At 70.1% G+C, this 22241-nt stretch carries 24 protein-coding genes and 1 tRNA gene; 14 read left to right on the top strand and 11 right to left on the bottom strand.

The window, feature by feature from the left end; genetic code table 11:
* Positions 1–4: 4 nt before the first annotated feature.
* Together QE374_RS09255 and QE374_RS09260 are read right to left on the bottom strand one after the other, a co-directional pair.
* Complete coding sequence (locus QE374_RS09255) at positions 5–526, bottom strand: FHA domain-containing protein (protein WP_307321471.1); 522 nt, start codon at positions 524–526, stop codon at positions 5–7.
* Positions 526–1272, bottom strand: coding sequence for a DUF3662 and FHA domain-containing protein (locus tag QE374_RS09260; protein WP_309734210.1), 747 nt, complete (start codon positions 1270–1272; stop codon positions 526–528). The genes QE374_RS09255 and QE374_RS09260 overlap by 1 nt, the downstream gene beginning before the upstream one ends.
* 161 nt (positions 1273–1433) lie before the next feature.
* Here QE374_RS09260 and QE374_RS09265 point away from each other — a divergent pair.
* The 9 genes from QE374_RS09265 (at position 1434) to QE374_RS09305 (ending at position 8461) form a co-directional block, all read left to right on the top strand.
* Positions 1434–1517, top strand: a tRNA-Leu gene (locus tag QE374_RS09265).
* A gap of 318 nt (positions 1518–1835) precedes the next feature.
* Positions 1836–2765: a ribokinase gene (locus QE374_RS09270; protein ID WP_309734212.1), complete on the top strand. Its 930-nt coding sequence runs from the start codon at positions 1836–1838 to the stop codon at positions 2763–2765.
* Positions 2762–3763 (top strand): ABC transporter permease, encoded by a 1002-nt coding sequence (locus QE374_RS09275; RefSeq protein WP_309734214.1) that lies wholly within the window; start codon positions 2762–2764, stop codon positions 3761–3763. The genes QE374_RS09270 and QE374_RS09275 overlap by 4 nt, the downstream gene beginning before the upstream one ends.
* A 52-nt stretch (positions 3764–3815) precedes the next feature.
* On the top strand, positions 3816–4844 hold the full coding sequence (locus QE374_RS09280) for a substrate-binding domain-containing protein (RefSeq protein ID WP_309734215.1): 1029 nt from the start codon (positions 3816–3818) through the stop codon (positions 4842–4844).
* Positions 4844–6364 (top strand): sugar ABC transporter ATP-binding protein, encoded by a 1521-nt coding sequence (locus QE374_RS09285; protein ID WP_309734217.1) that lies wholly within the window; start codon positions 4844–4846, stop codon positions 6362–6364. Before QE374_RS09280 ends, QE374_RS09285 begins: the two co-directional genes overlap by 1 nt.
* Before the next feature lie 38 nt (positions 6365–6402).
* Entirely contained in the window at positions 6403–6858 is a 456-nt protein-coding gene (gene rbsD / locus QE374_RS09290; RefSeq protein WP_309734219.1) for a D-ribose pyranase, read from the top strand.
* Positions 6859–6899: 41 nt separating this feature from the next.
* Positions 6900–7610 (top strand): deoxyribose-phosphate aldolase, encoded by a 711-nt coding sequence (gene deoC, locus QE374_RS09295; protein WP_309734221.1) that lies wholly within the window; start codon positions 6900–6902, stop codon positions 7608–7610.
* Between the two features lie 94 nt (positions 7611–7704).
* Complete coding sequence (locus tag QE374_RS09300) at positions 7705–8343, top strand: GntR family transcriptional regulator (RefSeq protein WP_309734224.1); 639 nt, start codon at positions 7705–7707, stop codon at positions 8341–8343.
* A gap of 13 nt (positions 8344–8356) precedes the next feature.
* On the top strand, positions 8357–8461 hold the full coding sequence (locus QE374_RS09305; RefSeq protein ID WP_309736663.1) for a hypothetical protein: 105 nt from the start codon (positions 8357–8359) through the stop codon (positions 8459–8461).
* A gap of 16 nt (positions 8462–8477) precedes the next feature.
* Here QE374_RS09305 and QE374_RS09310 read toward each other — a convergent pair whose 3' ends face one another.
* From QE374_RS09310 to QE374_RS09320, 3 genes are all read right to left on the bottom strand, one after another.
* Positions 8478–8759 (bottom strand): hypothetical protein, encoded by a 282-nt coding sequence (locus tag QE374_RS09310; protein ID WP_309734226.1) that lies wholly within the window; start codon positions 8757–8759, stop codon positions 8478–8480.
* A 115-nt stretch (positions 8760–8874) separates the two neighbouring features.
* Complete coding sequence (locus QE374_RS09315; protein WP_309734227.1) at positions 8875–9594, bottom strand: response regulator transcription factor; 720 nt, start codon at positions 9592–9594, stop codon at positions 8875–8877.
* Between the two features lies 1 nt (position 9595).
* Positions 9596–10870 (bottom strand): histidine kinase, encoded by a 1275-nt coding sequence (locus QE374_RS09320; RefSeq protein ID WP_309734230.1) that lies wholly within the window; start codon positions 10868–10870, stop codon positions 9596–9598.
* Between the two features lie 342 nt (positions 10871–11212).
* Here QE374_RS09320 and QE374_RS09325 point away from each other — a divergent pair, with 342 nt between their 5' ends.
* Positions 11213–12154 carry an aldo/keto reductase gene (locus tag QE374_RS09325; RefSeq protein WP_309734232.1) on the top strand — a complete coding sequence of 314 codons (942 nt, stop codon included), beginning with the start codon at positions 11213–11215 and terminating at the stop codon, positions 12152–12154.
* Between the two features lie 157 nt (positions 12155–12311).
* Here QE374_RS09325 and QE374_RS09330 read toward each other — a convergent pair whose 3' ends face one another.
* Positions 12312–12953, bottom strand: coding sequence for a GntR family transcriptional regulator (locus QE374_RS09330; protein WP_309734234.1), 642 nt, complete (start codon positions 12951–12953; stop codon positions 12312–12314).
* A gap of 312 nt (positions 12954–13265) precedes the next feature.
* On the opposite strand from QE374_RS09330, the gene QE374_RS09335 reads away from it, so the two are divergent.
* On the top strand, positions 13266–13472 hold the full coding sequence (locus tag QE374_RS09335) for a cold-shock protein (protein ID WP_137418469.1): 207 nt from the start codon (positions 13266–13268) through the stop codon (positions 13470–13472).
* 57 nt (positions 13473–13529) lie between these two features.
* Here QE374_RS09335 and QE374_RS09340 read toward each other — a convergent pair whose 3' ends face one another.
* From QE374_RS09340 to QE374_RS09355, 4 genes are read right to left on the bottom strand one after another with little or no spacing between them, the layout of a single operon-like run.
* Entirely contained in the window at positions 13530–15611 is a 2082-nt protein-coding gene (locus QE374_RS09340; protein ID WP_309734237.1) for a DUF2156 domain-containing protein, read from the bottom strand.
* A 26-nt stretch (positions 15612–15637) separates the two neighbouring features.
* Positions 15638–16318, bottom strand: coding sequence for an HAD hydrolase-like protein (locus tag QE374_RS09345; RefSeq protein ID WP_309734238.1), 681 nt, complete (start codon positions 16316–16318; stop codon positions 15638–15640).
* A 50-nt stretch (positions 16319–16368) separates the two neighbouring features.
* Entirely contained in the window at positions 16369–17103 is a 735-nt protein-coding gene (nucS, locus tag QE374_RS09350; RefSeq protein WP_309734240.1) for an endonuclease NucS, read from the bottom strand.
* A 38-nt stretch (positions 17104–17141) separates the two neighbouring features.
* Positions 17142–17876 carry a GAP family protein gene (locus QE374_RS09355; RefSeq protein ID WP_309734242.1) on the bottom strand — a complete coding sequence of 245 codons (735 nt, stop codon included), beginning with the start codon at positions 17874–17876 and terminating at the stop codon, positions 17142–17144.
* 116 nt (positions 17877–17992) lie between these two features.
* Here QE374_RS09355 and QE374_RS09360 point away from each other — a divergent pair, with 116 nt between their 5' ends.
* Entirely contained in the window at positions 17993–19177 is a 1185-nt protein-coding gene (locus tag QE374_RS09360; RefSeq protein ID WP_309734244.1) for a histidine kinase, read from the top strand.
* Positions 19174–19815, top strand: a complete 642-nt coding sequence (locus QE374_RS09365) for a response regulator transcription factor (RefSeq protein ID WP_309734246.1) — start codon at positions 19174–19176, stop codon at positions 19813–19815. Before QE374_RS09360 ends, QE374_RS09365 begins: the two co-directional genes overlap by 4 nt.
* On the opposite strand, the gene QE374_RS09370 is transcribed toward QE374_RS09365, so the two are convergent.
* On the bottom strand, positions 19809–21044 hold the full coding sequence (locus QE374_RS09370; protein ID WP_309734248.1) for an MFS transporter: 1236 nt from the start codon (positions 21042–21044) through the stop codon (positions 19809–19811). The two genes, QE374_RS09365 and QE374_RS09370, sit on opposite strands and share 7 nt — an antisense overlap.
* Positions 21045–21107: 63 nt before the next feature.
* Here QE374_RS09370 and QE374_RS09375 point away from each other — a divergent pair, with 63 nt between their 5' ends.
* Positions 21108–22172, top strand: a complete 1065-nt coding sequence (locus tag QE374_RS09375) for a LacI family DNA-binding transcriptional regulator (RefSeq protein WP_309734250.1) — start codon at positions 21108–21110, stop codon at positions 22170–22172.
* Positions 22173–22241: the final 69 nt, after the last annotated feature.

Below are 22241 nucleotides of genomic sequence, written 5' to 3' on the forward strand. Positions count from 1 at the left end.
CGGATCAGCCCTGGAGCTCGAAGGTCGTGGCGCCGACCTTGATCGGGGCGCCCACCAGAACCGGGACGGGGCTCGCGACGCGCTCGCCGTCATGCCAGGTGCCGTTCGTGGAGTCGAGGTCCTGGATCATCCACTGGTCGCCCCAGAGCATGAGACGCGCGTGGTGGCTCGAGGTGTAGTCGTCGCGGATGACGAGGCCCGACTCGCTCGAGCGGCCGATCGTCAGGGGTTCGGTGCCGAGCGGCAGCTCGAGGCCGGCCTTCGGTCCGCTGGTGATGACGATGCGAGAGACCGCATCCGTCGTCGCCTTCTGGCCCTTGGACGACTTGCGCGGCGACGCCTTCGGGGCGACCGGCGCGGTGGCGACCGCAGCGGGCGCGGGAGCCGCGGCGGCGGCCTGCTCGGGCATCTTGCGCACGCGCACGCCGAAGAGGTCGGCGCGCAGCGAGTACACGACCGCGAAGACGAAGAACCACAGCAGCAGCAGGAAACCGATCTGCAGCAGCAGAAGCGGGAGCTCGTTCATCAGGCCTTCCCCCAGCGGTCGATGTCGTCGAGCGAGAAGGCGCGCGTCGCGTCGTCGTCGACGGGTGCCGCACGGCCGCCCGTCGCCTGGGCGACGATGCGGAAGACGATGTCGGTGCGTCCGATGGAGACGGTCGCATCCGGAGGCAGCGGCGCCTCGTCGACCTTCCGGCCGTTGAGCTTCGTGCCGTTCGTCGAGCCGAGGTCGCGCACCATCGCCCGCTCGCCGTCCCAGAGGATCTCGACGTGCTTGCGGCTCGTGCCCGAGTCGGCGATCGTGATGTCGGCGTCGCTGCCGCGACCGATGACGGTGCGGGATGCGGTGAGCGGATGCCGCTTGCCTGCGATATCGAGCACGGCGCTCCACGCGACCCGGCCGGCGGCGGTCGAGGACTCGACGCGCACTTGACCGGTCGACAGACTCGCGCTGCTCGACAGGGAGATGGTGAGGGGGCCGGCGAAGGTGTAGCCCTGCGCCCGGGCGTGCTTGTTCACGAGCGCGTCGAGCTCGTCGGTCAGCGAGGTGCCGAGCGCCCGCATCCGCTCATAGTCCGCCGGCGCCAGCTGCACCGTGAGGGTGTTGGGTGCCAGGATGCGCTCGCGCGAGACGACGGCGGCCTTGGTGTCGAGTTCGCTGCGCAGGGCGGAGGCGATGTCGACCGGCTGGACGCCGCTGCGGAAGGTCTTGGCGAACGCGCCGTTCACGGCGCGCTCGAGACCTCTCTCGAAGCTGTCAAGTAGTCCCACGCGACTCCTCAGGCGGCTGGACGGGTGGCACCATCGTAGTTGTACCCGCTGAACAGGCCATGCAGGACTTCCGCAGGAGGCCTGCGCGGCCGACTTCTCGGGTCGTGATGGGGCGTGATACGATCGGCAGGTTGAGTTCGCACATCTCTGGTGAGCGACTCGCGCGAGTGGCGGAATAGGCAGACGCGCTGGCTTCAGGTGCCAGTGCCCGAAAGGGCGTGGGGGTTCAACTCCCCCCTCGCGCACAGACAGAACCGGCCGGGATTCATCCCGGCCGGTTCTTGCGTTCACGGGCGCATTCTGTCGTAGCCCTGCGCACGCTGCCGTTCGTGGGGGTTCCGCCGATCCGCGGAGATCCGAGAGTGCCGAATCGTGCGCTGAAGCGGCTCGAGGCCCGCGTCACCGCCGCCCGCCGGATCCTGCGGGGCCGCCGCTCACTCCCGTCGGTGCGATCTGGCGGTGGGTGCTCCGCAGGCTCGTCGAGGTTCCGTTTGACAAGCGGTGTCGGACCCTTTAACTTTCTCCATGTACAGGGTTGTTCATAGACAAAGGAGTCGACAGCGATGAAGATCGCAGTCGTCGGCAGCTACGGCGCCGGCTTGACCATGCGGGTCCCGAAGGCTCCCGGACCGGGCGAGACACTGTCCGGCGGCGAGTACGACGAGGGACCCGGCGGTAAGGGGTCCAACCAGGCGATCGGTGCCGCGCGCCTGGGCGCGGAGGTCGCCCTGCTCACGGCCGTCGGCCGAGACGCATTCGGCGACGCGGCCCGCCGACTGTGGGCTGCGGAGGGCGTTGACGATGCCCACGTCGTGACCGGGACGCGTCCGACGATGGTCGGATTCATCCTCGTCGAGCCTTCGGGGGAGAACCGCATCACGATCGCGCCCGGCGCGCTCGACGAGCTCGACGAGGTCGCGGTGCGCGGCTTCGCGGAAGAGATCGCCGCGGCAGACGTGCTCGTGGTCTCCATGGAGATCCCCGAGCCGGCGGTGCTCGAGGCGTTGCGTGTCGGCCGCGCACGGGGCACACGCACGCTCCTGAATCCGGCGCCTGCCCGAGCGCTCCCCGAAGACATCTGGTCGATGATCGACGTCATCACCCCGAACCAGACGGAGGCGCCCGTTCTCCTCGGGCTTGCGCCCGGTCATGGTCTCAGCGACGAGGAACTCGTCTCGCGGCTGCGAGAGCGCACCGGCGGTGCCGTGATCCTCACGCGCGGCGGGCAGGGCGCGCTGCTCGCAGACGAGCACGGACTCGAGGAGATCGCGCCGGTCGATGCCGCGAAGATCGTCGACACGACGGGCGCCGGCGACGCCTTCACCGCGGCTCTCGCCATGGGGCTCGCGGAAGGCGCGTCGCTCGCCGATGCGGCGCGCTTCGCAGCGCACGCGGGCGCCCACGCCGTCACGATCGCGGGGGTCATCCCGGCCCTGCCGACACGTGAGCGACTCCCGAAGCTGACCACCGTCCCGATTGGAAACCCGTCATGACCGCCATCGCTGCACCGACGCAGTCCACCCGGTTCAATCCCCGAAAGCTCCTGCACGCTCGAGAGGCCGGCGTGTTCGCGGCGCTCGTGCTCCTGTTCATCCTCGGCGTCGTCCTGCAGCCGAACTTCGCGCAGAGCGGCAATCTGCTCTCGGTCGGCCAGCAGATCTCGCAGATCGGCATCATGGCGATCGGTGCCACATTCGTCATCATCAACGGAGAGATCGACCTCTCCGTCGGCTCCATCTACGCGCTCTCCGCGATCACCACAGGCATGGCCATCACGGCGGGCACGGCCTGGCCCCTCGCCATCGTCATCGGGCTCGCCGTCGCCATCGTGGCCGGCCTGCTCAACGGACTCGCCGTGGTGCTGCTGGGCGTGCCCAGCTTCATCGTCACCCTCGGCAGCCTGAGCATCTTCCGCGGGGTGACACTGCTCATCTCGGATGGCGCGCCGATCTCACTCTCCAGCGACCAGCCGGGTGTCGCCGAGTTCACGCTGATCGGCCAGGGCCGACTGTTCGGCGTGGTCCCGATGCAGCTGATCATCTTCGCCGTGATCGCCGCTGCGGGCATCGTCCTGCTCTCACGGTCGCGTCTCGGCTTCAACACGTACGCGGTCGGCGGCAACCAGGAGGCCGCCCGCCTCGTGGGCATCAACGTGAAGCGGGTCAAGCTGACGGCCTTCGTCCTTTCGGGACTCACCGCCGGCGTGTCCGGCGTGCTGGGTCTGTCCTTCCTGTCCTACGTGCAGGGAGTCACCGGGACCGGCCTCGAGCTGACCGTCATCTCCGCCGTCATCATCGGTGGCGCAGCCCTCTTCGGCGGCTCCGGCACCATGTGGGGCACCATCATCGGCGTCGTCTTCATCGGCCTGCTGCAGAACATCCTGAACATCAACGGGATCTCGTCGTTCTGGCAGACCGTCGTCACCGGTCTGGTCATCGTCGCCGCCGTCGCCGCCGACACGTGGCAGCGGCGCCGCAAGACGAAGGCCTGAGCCCGACCCCTCTTTCCCCACCCCACCCGCGGACACCAACAAAGGAGTATCGATGTCCCTCTCACGTATCGCCCGGCGCCTGCTCGCCACTGCGGCCGTCGCCGCGTCGGCGGCTCTCGCCCTCAGCGGTTGCGGCGCCATCACGACCGGAACCGAGTCCTCGTCGTCGTCGGGCGGCTTCCAGCTGGCCGACTACATCCAGAAGCGCATCGACGACGGCGAGCCGTTGCGCATCAAGCTGAGCTACCACGACCCGTCTCTGGCCTTCGCCACCCCCATCTCGGCCGGGATGGAGCGGGCGGGCGAAGAATTCGGCGCTGACGTCCAGCTCATCGGGCCGACCGGAGGCGACGCCGCGAAGCAGGTCTCCGAACTGCAGACCCTCATCCAGCAGCAGTCCGTCGATGCGCTCGCGGTCTCGAGCTCGTCGAGCGACGCGCTGAAGCCCGTGATCGCGCAGGCCTATGACGCGGGCATCCCGATCATCTCGTTCAACACGGACAACCCGGGCTCCAAGCAGATGGGCTTCGTCGGACAGGATCTGGCCGCATCCGGCCAGTCCGAGTCCGAAGAGCTCCTCTCGGTTCTCGGCGACGGCGCCACGGGCAAGGTCGTGGTCTTCTCGCTCGACACCGGCGCCGGCTGGTCCAACGACCGCTTCAGCGGGTTCGAGAAGGGGCTGGAAGGGTCGGGACTGGAGATCGTCGGGCCGGTGAACGTGGGCAACGAGCCCAACGCGGCCTACAACACGGTCGAGTCGACGATGGCCGGTCAGTCCGACGCGGTCGCGATCGCGGGCCTCGACTGCTGCAGCACCACCGCCGCCGCGAAGTGGGTCCAGCAGACGGGCAACACCGGGAAGATCACGATGGTCGGATTCGACCTGCTGCCGCAGACGGCCGACTTCGTGAAGAACGGTGTCGTCTCGTTCACGATCAGCCAGAACCCGCAGGAACAGGGATATCAGGCCGTCAAGGTTCTGTACGACTTCCTCACGAAGGGTACCGAGATCACCGGCGTCGACACGGGCGCGCAGTTCATCACGCTCGAGAACCTCGACGAAGCCACGGTGGAGGGCTGATGAGCACGCTTCCTCCGCTCGCCGTCCGCATCGAGCACCTCACCCGGAGATTCGGTCCGGTCGTGGCGCTTCAGGACGTGAGCTTCGACATCACCGAGGGCGAGGTGACGGCCCTGCTCGGCGAGAACGGCGCGGGCAAGTCCACCCTCCTCAAGATCCTCGCCGGGCTGCAGCCGCCGAGCGGGGGAAGCATCACCGTCTTCGGTGAGACCGTCACGTCGTTCGAACCCGCCGACATGCTCACCGCGCACGGCATCGCGATCGTTCCCCAGGAACTGTCTCTGCTGCCCGACCGTTCGGTGGCCGAGAACATCCTCGCGGGCATCGAACCGGGCAACCGCCTCTTCCCGTCCCGACGACGGATGCTCGCCCGTGCGACGGAGCTGCTGGCGGAACTCGAACTCCGGCTCGATCCGTCGACTCCCGTGCGGTCGTTGGATCTCGCCACCCAGCAACTCGTCGTCGTCGCCCGATCGATCGCGCGCGAGTGCCGCGTGCTCATCCTGGACGAGCCGACGGCGATGCTCACACCGGCCGAGTCCGACCGACTGTTCGCACTGATGCAGACGTTGAAGGCACAGGGCACCACGATGGTCTATGTCTCGCATCGGATGCCGGAGGTCTTCCGACTCGCCGACCGCATCGAGGTCCTCCGCGACGGCTGCCACGTCGCCTCATGGCGCCGGGACGAGGTCACTCCCGACCAAGCGGTGGCGGCCATGGTCGGGCGCGAGCTCGGTCAGTTCGCGTCTCGTGCGCAGCAACGACCGGCTCTGGCCGCAGCGGCCGCACCGGCTCTCTCGGTGCGCTCGCTGACCGGCAAGCGACACACGGGGGTCGACCTCGACGTGCGACCGGGCGAGATCGTCGGTGTCGCGGGACTGCCGGACAGCGGGCGCGTCGAGATGCTGCACCATCTGTTCGGCAGCGACAAGGGCGATGCCGGGAGCGTCGAACTGCTCGGCGAGCCGTACGCGAAGCGCGATCCCATCACCAGCGTGCAACGCCGGTTGGGGTTCGTGCCCGGAGAGCGCAGGGCACAGGGACTGCTGACGACGATGAGCGTCGCCGAGAACATCGCGGTGCTCACCGTGAAGGCGCTGAGCCGGGCGGGCCTTGTGCGTCGAGGCGCGCTCGACCGAGGCGCGCGCACGCTCGCCGAGGGGCTTCGCGTGAAGACCGCCACGATGGATCAGCCCATCACGAACCTCTCCGGCGGCAACCAGCAGAAGGCGATGCTCGCGCGATGGATCGCGATCGATCCCGCCGTTCTCATCCTCGACGAGCCGACTCGCGGAGTCGACGTCGGAGCCAAAGCCGAGATCTACGAGCAGCTCTTCGCCCTCGCCGACCGTGGCGTGGCCATCCTCTGCTCCTCGTCCGATCTGCCGGAGCTGCTCACCGTGACGGATCGCATCGTGGTGATGGCCGAGGGTCGCGTCGTCGACGTCGTCGACTCCGCCACGGCGACCGAGGAGTCGATCATGACCGCCGCGACCGGAGCAGGCGCCGCCGCCTGAGCCGCACCACGCCCACCCCCTCACAGACAGGAGACATCATGAAGCGACACGGCATCCTCAACGCCGAGCTCAGCGGTGCACTGGCCACGCTCGGTCACACCGATCTCGTCCTCGTCGTCGACGCCGGCTTTCCGATCCCGCGCGACGCCCACCGTATCGACCTCGCCATCGCCGAGAACCTGCCGGATCTGCGCACCGTCCTCGACCTCATCTCCCGCGAGATCGTCGTCGAAGGCGTGGTGCGCGCGCAGGACGTGACGACGAACAACCCCCGACTCGACGAGTGGCTGCGTGGCAGGTTCGCCGACGCGGAGTTCACCACCCGCTCGCACGCCGACATGCTCGGCGAGCTCGCCCACAAGGCCAAGGTCATCGTGCGCACGGGAGCGTTCGAACCCTGGGGCAACATCGGTCTCTTCTGCGGAGTCGATGTCCCCCGTTGGTTCGGCGGCGACGGCGTCATCGCCCCGGACTACTACGCGTCCAAGCTCTGAGCATCAGCTCGTCCCGAACCGCCAACAGAAAGAAGAAGAAAGTGTCCGACACCGTGACGTCCCCGTCCACCCCGCTGAAGCCCGCTGAGCTCGCCCCCTACATCCAGCACACCAAGATCGAGCTCGGCACCACACGCGACGAGATGATCGCTCACGCGCGGGAGACCGTCGAGTACGGCTTCAACGCGGCGATGGTGCCGGCATCCTGGGTGCCGGTGGTCGCCGCGGAGCTCGCCGGAACGGGCATCGGCATCGCGTCCGCGCTCGACTTTCCCACCGTCGGGGTGATGACCAGCGCCGGAAAGGCGGCCGAGGCGGCCGAGATCGCCCGTCTCGGGGCGACGCAGCTCGACATCGGTGTGCAGATCGGCTGGCTCAAGAGCGGCATGTACGACGCGTTCCGAGAGGACATCGCGGGCGTCGTGCGCGCCGCGGGCATCCCCGTCAAGGTCATGCTCGAGCTTCCGCTGCTGACCGACGCGGAGAAGGAGGCCGCGGTCGAGCTGGCGCAGGAGGCCGGGGTCGCGTTCCTCAAGAACGCCTCCAGCGGCGCGATCGAGACGGCCAACGCCGCCAGCGTCCGCTATCTCGTCGAGCGGGCCCGTGACGGTGTGCAGGTGAAGGCCTCCGGCTCCATCAAGAGCTACCCGCAGGCGCTGAGCCTCCTGGACGCGGGTGCTGTGCTCATGGGCACCAGTGCGGGTATCCAGATCGTGACCGACACCGGCGACGATTCGACCGTCAGCTACTGACGCCCGGGGGCTGTGGGGCGGCGCACGCCGTGCCCACAGCCCGCACCGGATTCGCAGCGGATGCGGGACGATAGACGAAAGGTCAGGGGGAGCTATGAGCAGCGAGAAGGCGGCAGCCGGGATCGACAGAGACGCTCCGGTGGCGATTCACTCGCAGATCTCCGAGCGCATCCGCAATCGCGTCGCCACCGGTGAGTGGCCCGCTCATTACCGGCTCAAGAGCGAACCCGAACTCGCCGCCGAGCTGGGCGTGAGTCGTGGCACGCTGCGGCGTGCTCTGACGACGCTGATCGAGGAGGGGCTTCTGCGTCAGGTCCGAGGCCGCGGTACGTTCGTGACGTCGACCACCTTCGAGCCCGCGATCGCACAGCGTCTCAGCACCCTGTCGGAGGACTTCGCCCACCAGGGGGTCGTGTTCGACACCGAGGTACGAAGCGCCGAGGCCATCGAGCCGCCGCGGCCGGTGGCGGCTCTGCTGGACGTGCCCGCGGGCGGCCAGGTGCTGCGGCTGTCGCGGCTGCGCTCCACCGACGGCGATCCCGTCACCCTCCTCACCAACTACGTGAGGCTGGATCTCACCCCGGGCATCCTCGAGACCGACTTCTCGCGGGAGAGCCTGTTCGGAACCCTCGAGGGGAAGTTCGGGATGAAGATCGGCACCGCCCGCCGGACGTTCAGTGCGGAGGCCGCAACCGATGAGATCGCCGCGGGCGCTGCGCCTGAGCGTCGGTGAACCCGTGCAGTACATGCAGCAGGTGACCTACCTCGCCGACGGTCGTCCGATCGAGTTCTCGGATGTCTGGATCCACAGCGGACGTCTGCAGGTGACGTCGCTGCTGTCCCGGCGCTGAGAGGCCGGAGCCTTCGTCAGGATGCGTTCTGGCGGCAGCGCAGCGGGACCTCGAGCTCCACGACGTCGCCGGTCAGCGGTGGGAGGCCCTCGGCCATTTCGATCTCGTCGCCGACCAGCGCAGCGATCGCGGCGTGGAGTGCCGCAGGTACGTCCTCGGTGCGGGTCGCCTCGAGTTCGACCTCTCGGCGGGCGACGGCGTCGCCGTCGCCGTTGATGAAGCGCAGCGTCGCTCGCCAGGCGGCTCCCGCGCCAGGTGGTGCGCTCAGGCGCGCACGGATGTAGCCGGTTTCCTCCACGATGTCCCCCTGATGTCGTGAGAGTGCGTTGCTCGTCCTTCCTACACTGCCGACGTTTCGCGCAGCAGCGGCGGTACCTGGCAGTGCGCTGGGTGTCCGGGGATGCGTCGGGGCCTCATCCTGCTCCGCCCGGTCGATCGACCGGCGACGGCGCTGAGGGCGCCGGGGCGTCGAGACGGTTGCGCACGCCCCAGAGGGCGAGCTGCGTGCGATCCTGCGCGCCGGTCTTGCGCATCGCGGACTGGAGGTGCGAGCGCACCGTGTGCACCGAGAGGTGTAGATGCGCGGCGATGGCGTCGCTGCCCGTGACACCGACGGCCAGAGTCGCGACCACACGCCTCTCGGCGGGCGACAGCGACTGGAGTGCGTCCGCATCCGCGGCGGCCGGGCGGCGGCGCACGAGCTCCTTGAGGATGGATGCGGTGACCCGCGACGACACGAGAGCCTCGCCGCGCGCGGCGGCCAGGATGGCGGGCACGAGCTGGTCCGAGTCGTGGCTCTTCAGCAGGTAGCCGACCGCGCCGGAGTCCAACGCCTCCAGCACGAGCTGGTCCACGGCGAAGCTGGTCATCACGATGATCGCCGGCGTCGCCTCGGGCGCGTCGCGGCGCAGGATGCGGGTCGCCTCCAGACCGTTCATCGCCGGCATCTGCAGGTCCATCAGCACGACGTCCGCGCGCTCGGACCGGGCGAGCGCGACGGCATCCTCTCCCGTTGCCACTTCGCCGACGACGTGGATCTGGGCGGTCTGCTCGAGCTGGAGCCGGAGGCCCCGCCTGACCGCGCGGTTGTCGTCCGCGATGAGGACGCGGATGGGCTGCCGGTGCGTGTCCACGTCAGGCCTCGGCCACCGCGACCGGCAGGCGGGTGCGCACGCGCCAGCCTCCGTCCGGTGTCGCCATCGCCGTGAGGGAGCCGCCCAGCAGCTCGGCGCGGTCGCCCAGCGCGGTGAGCCCCCACCCGAGCCCGAGACCCGGATGGCGCTGGGCGTCGTGCGGTCCGGGCGCGTTCGCGACGCTGACCTCCAGCGCACCCTCGGACAGCTCCACCTCTACGTCGACACGCGCACCGGGCGCGTACTTGGCCGCATTCGTGAGGGATTCCGCGATGACGCGGTACGCCGTCGTCGAGACGACGGCCGGCAGGTCGTCCGGGGTCGCCGTGCACACGAGCCGCACGTCCGCGCCGCGCGCCCGCCAGAACTCGACGAGCTCTGCGGACCGACGCAGGTCCCGGGTGACTTCGACCGGCCCGGAGTCCACCGCCCGGAGATCCTGCAGAGCGCTGGCCAGGCTCGCAGCCGCGAACCTGCCCTCGGCGCGCACATCCTCCACGAGCTCGAGCGCATCGGCGGGATGCGCCGGTGCGATCTTCAGTGCAGCGTCGGCGAGGGTGATGAGTCCCGCGAGATGCTGCCCGGCCACATCGTGGAGCTCCTGTGCGATGCGCGCGCGTTCAGCCGCCCGCGCCTGCTCGACGCGCTCCTCGTGCTCGTGCTCGACGGCTTCGGCACTGCGTCGAGCCCGCTCCGCGCGTGAGACGACGACGTGCCACCAGATGCCGAGGGCGGCCGCCGAGAAGGCGAGGAGGGCGAAGCGGGTGATCTCCGCGATCAGGAAGGCGACGACGTGCGCGGGGTTCTCGCCGAGCGTCGTCGTCCAGCCGACCCACACGAGTGCGATCGCCGTGGTGACCAGCGCCGCCCATCCGAGAGCGAGCGCCGGGCTCGCGCGCGCGGCGACGAGGAAGAGCGCCAGCACGATCACCAGTTGCATCGCGGCGAGCCACGTGGGGGCGTCGGTGAGGAACAGCAGCGCGACATAGGAGACCATCGTCGCCGTGAGCGACAGGACCGGATGCCGAGCGCTGAGCGCGAGGCTGGCCGATTGCAGCATGCACCCGACCGTGAGTGCCGTGATCATGACGCCGGGGCTCAGCGGAAGCGTCCAGTTCATGCCGGTGTCCACGAGAGCGGAGACGGGTGTGACCAGCACCTGTGCGAGCGTCGCCACGCACATGATCGCCGCGAAGATCACACTCGTGCGCCAGCGGTCGAGGAGGGCGAACGGCCCGGCCGACGCCACGGCGACGGATGGGGGGACTGGTCGCATCCGGTGCCGGCCTTCTCGTCTCGTCGGGGTGGGGCTTCTCCGCCGCCGATCCTATGGTGGACCGTCGCCGCCGTGCGGCGGCAGGATCCGACCGCAGGACGAGGGCATTTCATCCATACGGATGATGACGGCCCGCATCCGATCGGGTTGTCTGGAACCGTTGCCGCGGATGCGGCGGTGTCCCTTGGGGGGAGAGCCCGTCATCATGCCGCGTCGGGCGGTCGTGACGGGATCGCTGACATCGCTGCCCTCGGCCTCGGTGGGCGCCGCTCGGGTGGCGGCGCCCACCACACCTCGCGCGCCGCATCCCATACTGGAGACGGCGACGCGGAGGATGGGCACATGCAGGAATCAGCGCACACGGCGCAACTCGGCTTCGGTCTCGCGGCCGTGGGGCGACCCGCCTACATCACGAGCGATCGCGAACACGACCTCGGATCCCCCGCGGCCCGCTCGGTCGCCGCGCTTCAGAGCCGGGTCCACGCGCTGCTGGACACCGCGTGGGCGCTGGGCATCCGCTACGTGGATGCCGCGCGCTCCTACGGCCGCGCCGAGGAGTTCCTCGGCTCCTGGCTCGCCGCGCACCCCGACCGCCGCTCCTCGCTGACGATCGGCTCCAAGTGGGGCTACGAGTACGTCGGCGCCTGGGATCCGGCGGCGGCGATCCATGAGCGCAAGGAGCACACGCTCGCGATGCTCGACCGGCAGTGGCCCGAGACGCTCGCCGCCCTCGGCGGACCACCGGACTTCTACCTCATCCACTCGGTGACCCCCGACTCCCCCGCGCTCGCCGACGCGGCGCTGCTCGAGCGGATCGCTGAGATCCGCGACGCGGGCGTGCGCGTGGGGATCTCGACGAGCGGGCCCCGTCAGGCCGAGGTCATCGACCGGGCGAGGCAGGAGCATGGCGACCTCTTCTCGGTCGTGCAGTCGACGTGGAACGTCTTCGAGGCCTCGGCGGGCCCCGCTCTCGAGCGCGCGCACGAGGCCGGCTGGACCGTCGTGCTGAAGGAGGTGCTGGCCAACGGCTGGCTGAGCGATGCCCACGCGCCGAACGCGCTCCGGGATGCGGCGCGCACCGCATCCCTCACGGTCGACGAGTACGCATTCGCGGTGGCTCGTCGCCAGGAATGGGCCGACATCGTGCTCAGCGGTGCCGCCACCGACGACCAGCTGCGTCGCGGGGCCGAGCGCAGTGCGCCGGACGGCATCCTGCCGATGCCGTCGTTCGCGGTCGATCCGCAGACCTACTGGCACAGGCGCTCCGCGCTCGACTGGGCGTGACGGCTCTTGCAGGAGAACCTGAGTGTTGGTTATGCGATGACACCGATTTGTCCCCCATATGGGGGACAGGGGTACTCTGGTTGCACGAGCCCTTCACCTCCCCCAATCGAAGGGCTCCACGGCCCCCTCCGCTCCCCCCAGCAGGAGGGGGCCTTTCTCATTGGCCGCGTTCGCGGTGGTAGGCGCGCAGGACCGCGTCGCCTCGCGCGGCGTTGCGGGTGACGAGGGCACCGCGCAAGGCCTCGCCGGCTCGACGCCCCGTGTCGGACGTGACGTCGATGAACGCCCAGCCCTGGAGATTGCGCTCGAGTGTGAGCGATGTCTCGCGGATGAAGCGGCCGAGCACGATGTTGCCGGTGGCCATCGAGAGCGTCCGGAAGAAGGCGGTCGACGATTCGGTGTGCCCGCCTGTGCCGACGGGACTGGCGAGCATGCGGTCGTAAGCGGCGACGAGGAGGGCCAGCTGCTCGTCCGTGCACGTCGGCAGCGCCGCACGCAGCGCCTCCGCCGTGAAGCCGACGATGAAGGCGCGGGTGTCCGCGATGAGGCGCTCGGTGGGCACGGTGACGCGGGTGAACCGGTTCGCGGAGATCTCCACGAGTCCGATGCGCTCCAGCCGTTGCAGCGCCTCGCGCACCGGCGTGCGCGAGATGCCGAAGCGTTCGGCCAGCTCCACGTCGCGCAAGGACTGTCCGGGGGCGAGCTTTCCGTCGCGGATGGCGCGACCGAGCAGCTCGAAGACCTCGTCTCCGAGCATCCGGCGACGGCGGGGCGGCCGCGATGTCGGGTGGTCGGCCATGGCGCCATCAGTCTACGGCGCGGCCTGCCGAGCGACCGCGGAGTTTTGCCCTGTCGCCGGGGAATCTCTGTGGTGATTCGGCGGCGACACAGTAGAGTGATCGCTGTCGCGCTCCGCGCGACGTATCCGGGGGGATCCGTCGACGCCCGGGCCTATGAGCTCTGCTCGGCCCGGGCGTCGAATGGTTAACGGCCCGCGTCGCCCGTGCAACGATTTCGTCACCATCTGCAACTCTTCCCCACTGACCACTCCGCGCCGCTACGGTGGGAGGTCACTGGCGCAGAGGGTGCCGGACGCACAAGAAGGCAAGGCATGAGCACGACGGGTACGGTCAAGTGGTTCAACTCCGAGAAGGGTTTCGGGTTCATCGCTCCCGATGAGGGGGGCGCGGACGTCTTCGCTCACTTCAGCGCGATCGACGGCAACGGATACCGCTCGCTCGAGGAGAACCAGCGGGTCGAGTTCGAGGTCGAGCAGGGCCCCAAGGGTCTGCAGGCAGCGAAGATCCGCGCTCTCTGAGGCGCGAATCGACAAGAGGGACGGGATGCCTGGCATCCCGTCCTTCTTGCGTTCGCGTCAGGAGGTGCCGCGGACGAGTTCGAGACCCGCGCCGGCGAACTGGCGCAGCGTCGCCGTCGGCAGGAAGGCTCTCGTGAGGCCGAGGCCGATGCGGGTGAGGTCGCTCTCGTCGCGGTAGAGCAGGTACATGGTCTCGTACCGCGGATGGAACTTCTCCTTGAAGCGGTGCAGCGACTGGAAGCCGTAGACGGGCTCCAGCGCCTCGGCGAGCTTGCCGCTCAACTCGGCGATGAGTCCGGCATCCGGCGGATAGTCGTGGGCGAGCGGCGCTCCCGACAGTGACATGATCTGCGCACCCTCCTCGGAGAAGGCCTTGGCGGACGAGCCGATCAGGAACTCCATCACGGGCCCGAAGCCGCCCTCACGCCGGCGCATGAGATCCAGCGTCCAGCCGTGGATGCCGCCGCCCGGCGCGTAGACGGGCAGCCACGACAGGAACCCGTCGACATCCCCCGCGGGCGAGATCGCGAGCGCGAGGCGCACCTCAGGGTCGGCGGCCTCGGCCAGGGTGCCGAGGGTGAAGCTCATCTCCGGGAGGCCCTTGTCACCCACCCAGCTCTCGGAGATCGCGCGCAGCTGAGCGCGGATCCCCCACGGTTCGTCGGCGAGCCGCGTGAGTCGGAACGTCATCTCCTCGCGCCCCGCGCGGTTGAAGGACGTGCGGACGGCGTTCCAGGCCTTGCCGGTGAACTCGAGTCCGGGAAGGTCCACGATCGTGTCGTCGGCCACCACGAGGCTGCGCCAGCTTTCCGGCACCGCGTCGCGGGTTCGCTCGCCCGCGCTGAAGAAGCAGGGAACGAGGCCGGCGCGCTCGGCCGAGTCGATGAACGCCGACACGGCGGCGCGCGCGTCTTCCTCCGGGCCGATCGGGTCGGCCAGCACCAGCGCGACGGACGCGCGACTCTGGAATGCGACGATGCTCTCCGACACGCGGGCGTAGTGATTGCCCTCCCAGGTGGTCATCCACGACAGCGTCCCCCCGCCGAAGCGGTGCAGCTGCTCGCGCAGCGCGGTCTGATCCGGAGCCGGCGGCTGCCCGATGCGCGTGCGACGGCGCGCGCGGAAAGCGCCGCGCACCCAGACGAGGTAGATGAGAACGAGCAGCCAGAGCACGCCGGTCGCGAGCGACAGCGAGGGATCCCCCGAGAGGACGTCGGCAGCCTCGGTCCAGCTCGTCAGGGCGATCAGGGCGATGAGCAGAGCGAACGACAGAAGATTCAGGCTCGTCAGCACGAGCCCCAGGATCCACGCCCACCGACGGCCGCGTCGCAACCCGTTGGCGATGAGCGCGATCGCCACCACGTCGATCGCCACGTCCCAGACCGAGCCGGAGCCGGGGGCGGTAGATCCGAAGGGGCCGTGCGTCGGGACAACGAAGACGATCATCTCGAGGACAGCGAGGATGGTCAGTGCGAGGAAGGCGACGAGCCGTTGCTCGCGTACGGTCGTGCGCTGCGGGCGCAGCGAGCGGTCCACGAAGAGCACCAGCACCACCGCCAACAGGTGCTCGATGTCGTCGAGATTGCCCCAGAACAGCATCGTGACGAAGACGTAGCCGAGAAGCAGCAGCCAGACGCGCATGCGCCACGGCGCGCGGAGAAGCCCCACGGCCGCGGCGATGGCGGCGAACGCGCCGCCGGAGGGTCCGACATCCAGTGCACCCGCCTGCGTGATGGCCCAGGGCCAGCCGGTGAGCGAGAGCGCCCAGACGAGAAGGGCCGCCGCCAGCACAGAGAAGAGCTGGCCGACCGTGAAGTAGGCGAGCGCCACGCGGGTGCCGCGGCGGAACTCGAGGTACGCCATCCCGGCGAAGCTCGCCACCGCGAACAGGTACAGGCCGGGGTAGCCGATGAGGAACGTCCCGGTGACCGGCGTCCACCAGCGGCCGGCCTCGAGGGCGGGCCAGCCGTAGGCCCACAGCTCCATGCCGGGGTTGCGGTGGAAGGGATGCCAGAGCGCACCGGTGGCGATCCCGGTCACCAAAAGCGCGGCGACCAGGACGAGAGTCGCGGGCACGCGCTGCGCGACCCGTATCGCCGCGCGGGGCCTCGGCCGGCTGGCGGCGTCGTGCGTCGTCATGCGCTCACGATAGCGACGCGCAGGGCTCAGGCGTCGGAGTCGACCAGCAGCAGTGCGTGGAGTTCGGCGGCGTTGTCGACGACGGCCTGGGCGCCCTCGGACTCGTGCGGCCAGCTGAAGCCCCAGCGCACGAAGATCGTCGGGACCCCGTTTGCCGATGCGCCGTCGACGTCGTGGTGACGATCGCCGATCAGCACGGGACGCGAGGTGTCGACCCCGGCCGCCCGCATCCGCCGCAGGGCCTCGGCGACGATGTCCGCCTTCGTCGCGAGCGTCTTCTCGTCGGGGGTCGCCCCCGTGATGGCCGTCATGTGCTCCGCGAGGTCGAAGTGCAGCATCAGCGCCTGCACCTGGTTCTCGGGCTTGGAGCTCGCCGTGCCCTGGGGCACTCCCGCGGCGGCGAGGTCGTCGACGATCTGTTTGACCCCCGGGTACAGCTTCACGTCGGTCGTGTAGCCGTCGGCCTTGCCGAGCTCGCGATAGAAGGTGACCGCGTCCGTGGCGCCCTCCGGCGTCATCCCGGCGTGGTGCTGGAAGGACTCGTACAGGGGAGGACCGATCCAGTGCACCAGCTCGGCGCGTGTCGGCGCCGGAAGGCCGAAGTGCTCGAGGGTGATCGTCAGGCGGCGCAGGATCCCGTCGGACGCGTCGACGAGCGTGCCGTCGACGTCCCAGAGGATGCAGGAGAAAGGGGATCCGACGGACATGGTTCCCACGCTATCGTGCGCCGGGCGGCGGGTCGCCGCCGCGGGGCGACTCAGAACAGGGTCGGCAGTCCGCTGTCGATGCCCTTCATGGCCTCGTAGTCGAGCACGACGCAGTCGATGCCGCGGTCTGTCGCGAGGGTGCGCGCCTGCGGTGCGAACGCCTGCGCCGCGAGCACGCCGCGCACGGGCCGCAGGTGCGAGTCGCGGTTGAGCAGGTCGAGATAGCGCGTGAGCTGCTCCACCGCGTCGATGCCCGCTCGCCGCTTGACCTCCACGGCGACGTGCAGGGCACGCGGCGTCTCGTCTTCCAGGGCGACGACCGTGCCCGCATCCGGATCGCGCAGCATGAGATCCACCGGCCCGATGGCGGTGGGGAACTCGCGGCGCACGAGGGTGAGGTGCTCGCCGATGACCCCCACCTGCTCGGCCAGCAGGCGCTGCAGGTCGGCCTCGACGCCGTCCTTCTGCAGACCGGGGTCGACGCCGAGCTCGTGGCTGGAGTCGTGGATCACCTCGTAGAGGCGCACGAGCAGCGCGTCGCCGGTCTTGGCGTGCGTGACCCGCCACTGCTCGATGACGCCGGCGCTCGCCGCATCCTCGTCGGGCTCCTCGACCGCCAGAGAGCAGGGCGGGCTCATCCAGTTGAGGGGCTTGTAGGAGCCGCCGTCGGAGTGCACGAGGAGACTGCCGTCGCCCTTGTGGACGAGGAGGCGGGTCGCGAGGGGCAGATGGGCGTTGAGGCGGCCGGTGTAGTCCACGGAGCAGCGGGCGATGACGAGACGCACCCGAAGAGCCTAGTTGCCGCGGAGGCCGTCTTCGACGTTCACAGCAGATCGAACAGGCCGAGCTCCGTCGCCGCCGCACGCGCCAGCAGGAAGCCGATGACGCCGAGGATCCACGATGTGGTCTCGCCGGCCGTGCGCGCGAACCATCCCGCGAGACGCTCGAGGGGGCGCTCGATCAGGCGCGCCGCGACGACTCGCAGGCCCAGCAGTACGAGCGCCGGCAGGATCATGACGAGGCAGTAGGCGGTCAGGGCTCCCACCTGCACCGGGAGCGTGAGCGGCGACTCCGCGAGCAGCGTCATGCCGATCAGGTACGGGAGCATCGTCGCCAGCTCGACGATCCCCGCCGCGATCGCGACGGCGATGACGGTGCGCGCCGGCACTCCGTCGGCGACCAGCCGGTCGCGCCACCGGACGATGCGCCCGGGGCCGGCGTCGGGGCGCTCCCGCATCCGTTTCTCGTTCGCGGGGATCGCGAAGGCGGCGATCAGCAGTGCGGCGCCGACGATCAGGCGCACGACGGCCCCGGCGGTCGAGGAGAAGAAGTCGCCGACCACGTCGATGACGTTCATGAGCCCGAGCAGGAACAGCACGCCGACCGCGAGGTAGAAGAGCGAGATCGTCGAGAGATAGAGCAGGTGGCGCCCGACGCGCACCTTGCCCGGCACGATCATGAGCAGCAGGGGGATGACGAGGGTGCCGACGCTCAGTCCGTCGACGAGGGCGAGCACGAACAGGGTGAGCGGCAAGGGGGCGCCGGGAATGAGGTCCACGCTCCGAGTCTTCGGCGGGGACGGCTTGCGCACATCGGGCGAAGGACGCACCCTCTCCCCGGCGCCTCCGTCCTTCGACGGATGCCGCAGACGCATGCCTGTGCTTGCATGAACGCATGGGCGAAGCAGAGGTCTTCCGGCTGCGTGAGTGGGTGCGCCGGCACCGGGGGCCCGCCGACGCGCTCATCTATCTGCTGATCGCGCTCGCCGCCGGCGCGCTGGGACTCACGGTGTCCGGTGCCATCGTGCCCAGTGTGTTCGCCGCCGCATCCGCGTGGTGGGCGTTGATCCCCGCGCTCACCGCCGTGGCGCTCGTGCTCGTGCGGGACCGGTGGCCGATCCCCGTGCTGATCGCCGCGGCGATGGTCATGGCCGTCGACGTCTTCGTGTTCGGCGGACTCGTGCCGCTGATCGTCGCCGTCGATGTGCTGTACCTCGCCACGCGCGAGACCGAGCACCGCCGCGGCATCCTCGCGGGCACGGTGTCGGTCGTCGCGGTCATGTCGATCGCGGCCGGGTGGATCACCGGCGACGCGCGCGCCGCCTTCCTCGTCGCTCTGCAGCTGGGCGCCCTGGCCGGGTTGGGGTACTGGTACGGCACCGCGGTGGCGCAGTCGCGGGAGCTCGTCGCGCTGCATCGGCAGCAGGCGGAGGACGCGCGACACGAGGGTGCGCGGCAGCGGGATGCGGCGGTGCAGGGCGAACGCGACGCCATGGCGCGCGAGCTGCACGACGTCGTCGCCGGCCACGTCGCGGCGATGGCGATCCGCTCCGAGGCGGCGCTGTCGATGCCGCCGGATCCGGATGCCGATCGCGCCGCACTCCGGGCTGTGCGCGACTCTTCGCGGGAGGCGCACGACACGCTCCGCACGATGATCGCCGTGCTCCGCGACGGCGGCACGCAGATCGCGGCGCCGGCGGGCGTCGCGTCGATCGACGACCTCGCCGAGGCCGCGCGCCGCTCGGGACTGGAGGTGTCGCTCGAGAACGACCTCGCCGCCGATCTCAGCACGCCCGTGGACCAGGCCGTCGCTCGCATCGTGCAGGAGTCGCTGGCGAACTGTGTCCGTCACGCACCCGGAGCCGAGGTGCGCATCCGGCTCGTCGAGGAGTCCGGGGAGGTGTCCGTGCGGGTGGACTCCCGCGGAGCATCCGCGCCACCCGCTCGGCTCGTCGGGAACGGCTGGGGCCTCGAGCTGCTCCGCGAACGCGCGAAGGCCCTGGGCGGCCGGCTGGATGCCGGACCCCGCGCCGATGGATGGTGCGTTGAGGCCCGCATCCCTGCGGCGGTGTCGGGATGAGCGCGCCGCGAGTGCTCCTGGCCGACGACCACGCCGCCATCCGCGAGGGACTGCGGATCATGCTCGTCGCCCACGGCGTCGAGGTGGTCGGTGAGGCTGCGGACGGCACGGTGGCGGTGCGCAACGCGCGGGCCCTGCGGCCGGACGTCGTGCTGATGGACCTGCGGATGCCGGGCATGGACGGCGTGGAGGCGACCCGCCGCATCCGGGAGGACGACACGAGCGAGGTGCTCGTGCTGACGAGCTTCGACGAGGACGAGCTGGTGGATGCGGCGCTCGACGCGGGTGCTGTCGGATTCCTGCTGAAGACGGTGTCGGCTGCGGCCCTCGTGGATGCAGTGCACAGCGTCGCCCGCGGCGACGGGGTCCTCGACCCGCGGGTCACCCGGCGGGTGCTGGCGCGACGCACGCGACCTGCGGAGCGCTCCCCCGCCACCGCGGCGCTGGACGCGCTGACGCCGCGCGAGCGCGAGGTGCTCGCCGCCCTGTCGGCAGGGCGCTCCAACCATCAGATCGCCGCGCTGCTGGAGATCTCCGTTCCGACGGTGAAGACGCACGTGTCGAGTGTGCTGACGAAGCTGGGCGCCGACAGTCGTTCGCACGCCGTGGCGATCGCGCGGGGTGACGCCGCTCAGTGACCGCGCGGCGCCTTCTCGTCGGAGGCGATGGCCAGCGGGCGGGCGGCGCCGGAGAAGAAGCCCGACGCCACGATCAGTCCGACGATGATCAGCAGCGTGTTCAGCAGGCCGATGTGCTCGCTGATGAAGCCGAGGATCGGCGGCCCGCAGAGGAACGCGACGTAGCCGATGGTGGCCGCCGCGCTCACCCGCGCCGCTGCGTGCTGCGGATCGTCGGCCGCGGCCGACATGCCCAGCGGGAAGCCGAGGGATGCGCCCATCCCCCACAGCGCCGCGCCGACGAACACGAGCGGCATGTTCGGCGCGAAGATGAACAGCACGAGTCCCACGGCCGCGGTGACGGCGAGCGAGCGCAGCACGACGACGCGGCCGAAGCGATCGACGAGTGGTCCGCCGAAGACGCGCACCACGGTCATGGCTACCGAGAACACCGTCAGCGCCGCGGGTCCGAGCGCCGGGTCGGCTCCGTGGTCGTCGACGACCGCGAGGGAGAGCCAGTCGTTCGCGCTGCCCTCGGCGAAGGCCATGCCCAGGATGATGACGCCCAGCGTGTAGGTGCGGGGCTCCTTCCACGCGCTCAGTGCGAGACGGATGCGCTCGCCCCATCCCTTCGGCGCATCCGCGGCGTCGACGTCCATCGCGACGTCACGCGCCGGCACGTTGGAGGCCGTCACGACGGCCAGGACGGCGATGACGACGGCGACGATCGCCGTGTGGCCCACCACGCTGAACGCGATGGCGGCGGCCGCCGTGCCGAGGCCCGCGCCGATCACCGTGCCGAAGCTGAAGAAGGCGTGGAACAGCGGCAGGATCGTCTTGCCGGTCTGCTTCTCGATCGCCGCACCCTCGACGTTCATCATCACGTCGAGCGAGCCGTTGCCGAAGCCGAAGAGCGCGAGACCCGCAAGGACGACCCCGTACGTGTGCAGGTAGTCGGTGCCCACGCCGATGAGCACGAGACCGAGCACGACGAAGAACAGTGCTCCGAGCATCCCCTTGCGCGCACCGAAGCGCGCCAGGATCGCGGAGCTCGCGGTCAGGCCGAGGATGGAGGCGACGCCCATGCCCAGCAGGAGCATGCCCACCTGGATGTTGTCGATGCCCAGCGCGATCTTGATCGCCGGCACGCGGGAGGCCCATGTGGCGATGCTCAGACCGCTCGCGAGGAAGATCGCGAAGACGGCGGTGCGCCATCGCACGACCTGGGAACGGGAGAGCACTGTTTCCATGCGCTCACCTTACCGAATCGATTCGATCCTTGTCGCGGCGCGGGGGGTTAGCATCGAGGGACCATGAACGCACGCCGTGCCACCATTGCCGACGTCGCCCGTCAGGCGGGAGTAGCCGCCTCGACCGCGTCGGTGGTGTTCAGCGGCAAGACCGCAGTCTCCGACGCGACCCGCTCGCGCGTGCTCGCCGCTGCCGCCGAACTCGGCTACTCCGGGCCCGACCCGCGAGCGGCGTCCCTGCGTCTCGGACGCTCCGGCGTCGTGGGCGTCGTCATCGGCGACCGGCTCCGCGCGGCCTTCCGCGACCCCGTGACGACGATCATGCTCGACGGCCTCGCCGAGGGTGTCGCCGAGCGCGGCAGCGGCCTGTTGCTGCTCCGCGACGACGAATCGGGCGGAGCAGCCCTCCCCGCCGCCCCCGCCGACGCCTTCGTGCTCATCGGCTGCAGCACGCGGCTTCGCGCCGACCTTGAGGTGCTACAGCGCCGGGGGGTCCCGGTCGTCGTGGTGGAAGGGGATGCGGGCGAGGGGATCCCCCGCATCCGGCTGGACAACCGCGACGCGCAGGCCGTCATCGCCCGGCACGTGCGAGAGCTCGGGCACCGACGCGTCGTGGTGGTCGCTCTTCCGGTCGGCGGGGGACACGGCACGGGATGGTTCGATCCGGAGTCGGTGTCGCAGATCTCCGTCGACGTCACCCGCGAGCGTCTCGAAGGCGCCCTCGATGTGTTCGAGGATGCCCGCGTGTATGCGGCCGCGGCGAGTCTCATCGACGAGGGCTATTCCGCGGGCCGTGCCATCCTGACGGCACCGGGTGAGCGACCCACGGCGATCCTCGCGCAGAGCGACGTGTTGGCGGCGGGCATCATCCGAGCCGTCCACGATGCCGGACTGCGCGTTCCCGAGGACGTGAGTGTGACGGGGTTCGACGGCGTCTCGGTCGACGGCGTCGCGCCGCTCACCCTGACGACGATGGTGCAGCCTGCCGCCGAGAAGGGGCGTGCCGCGGGGATCGCCGTGTCGGCGATGCTCGAGGGCGTCGTGCCCCCCGACATCCTGCTGACCTCTGTGTTCCGTCCGGGTAATACGACGGGTCCCGTTTCGGAGCCCGTGGCGCCGGGCGCCTGATCCGCCCCTTAGAATAGAGAGCGACACCCCGATCGCCTGAGTGGTTCCGCCTGCCACGGAGCCCCGACG

It is taken from the genome of Microbacterium sp. SORGH_AS_0428, from assembly GCF_031453615.1.
In the GTDB taxonomy this organism is placed as follows: Bacteria; Actinomycetota; Actinomycetes; order Actinomycetales; family Microbacteriaceae; genus Microbacterium.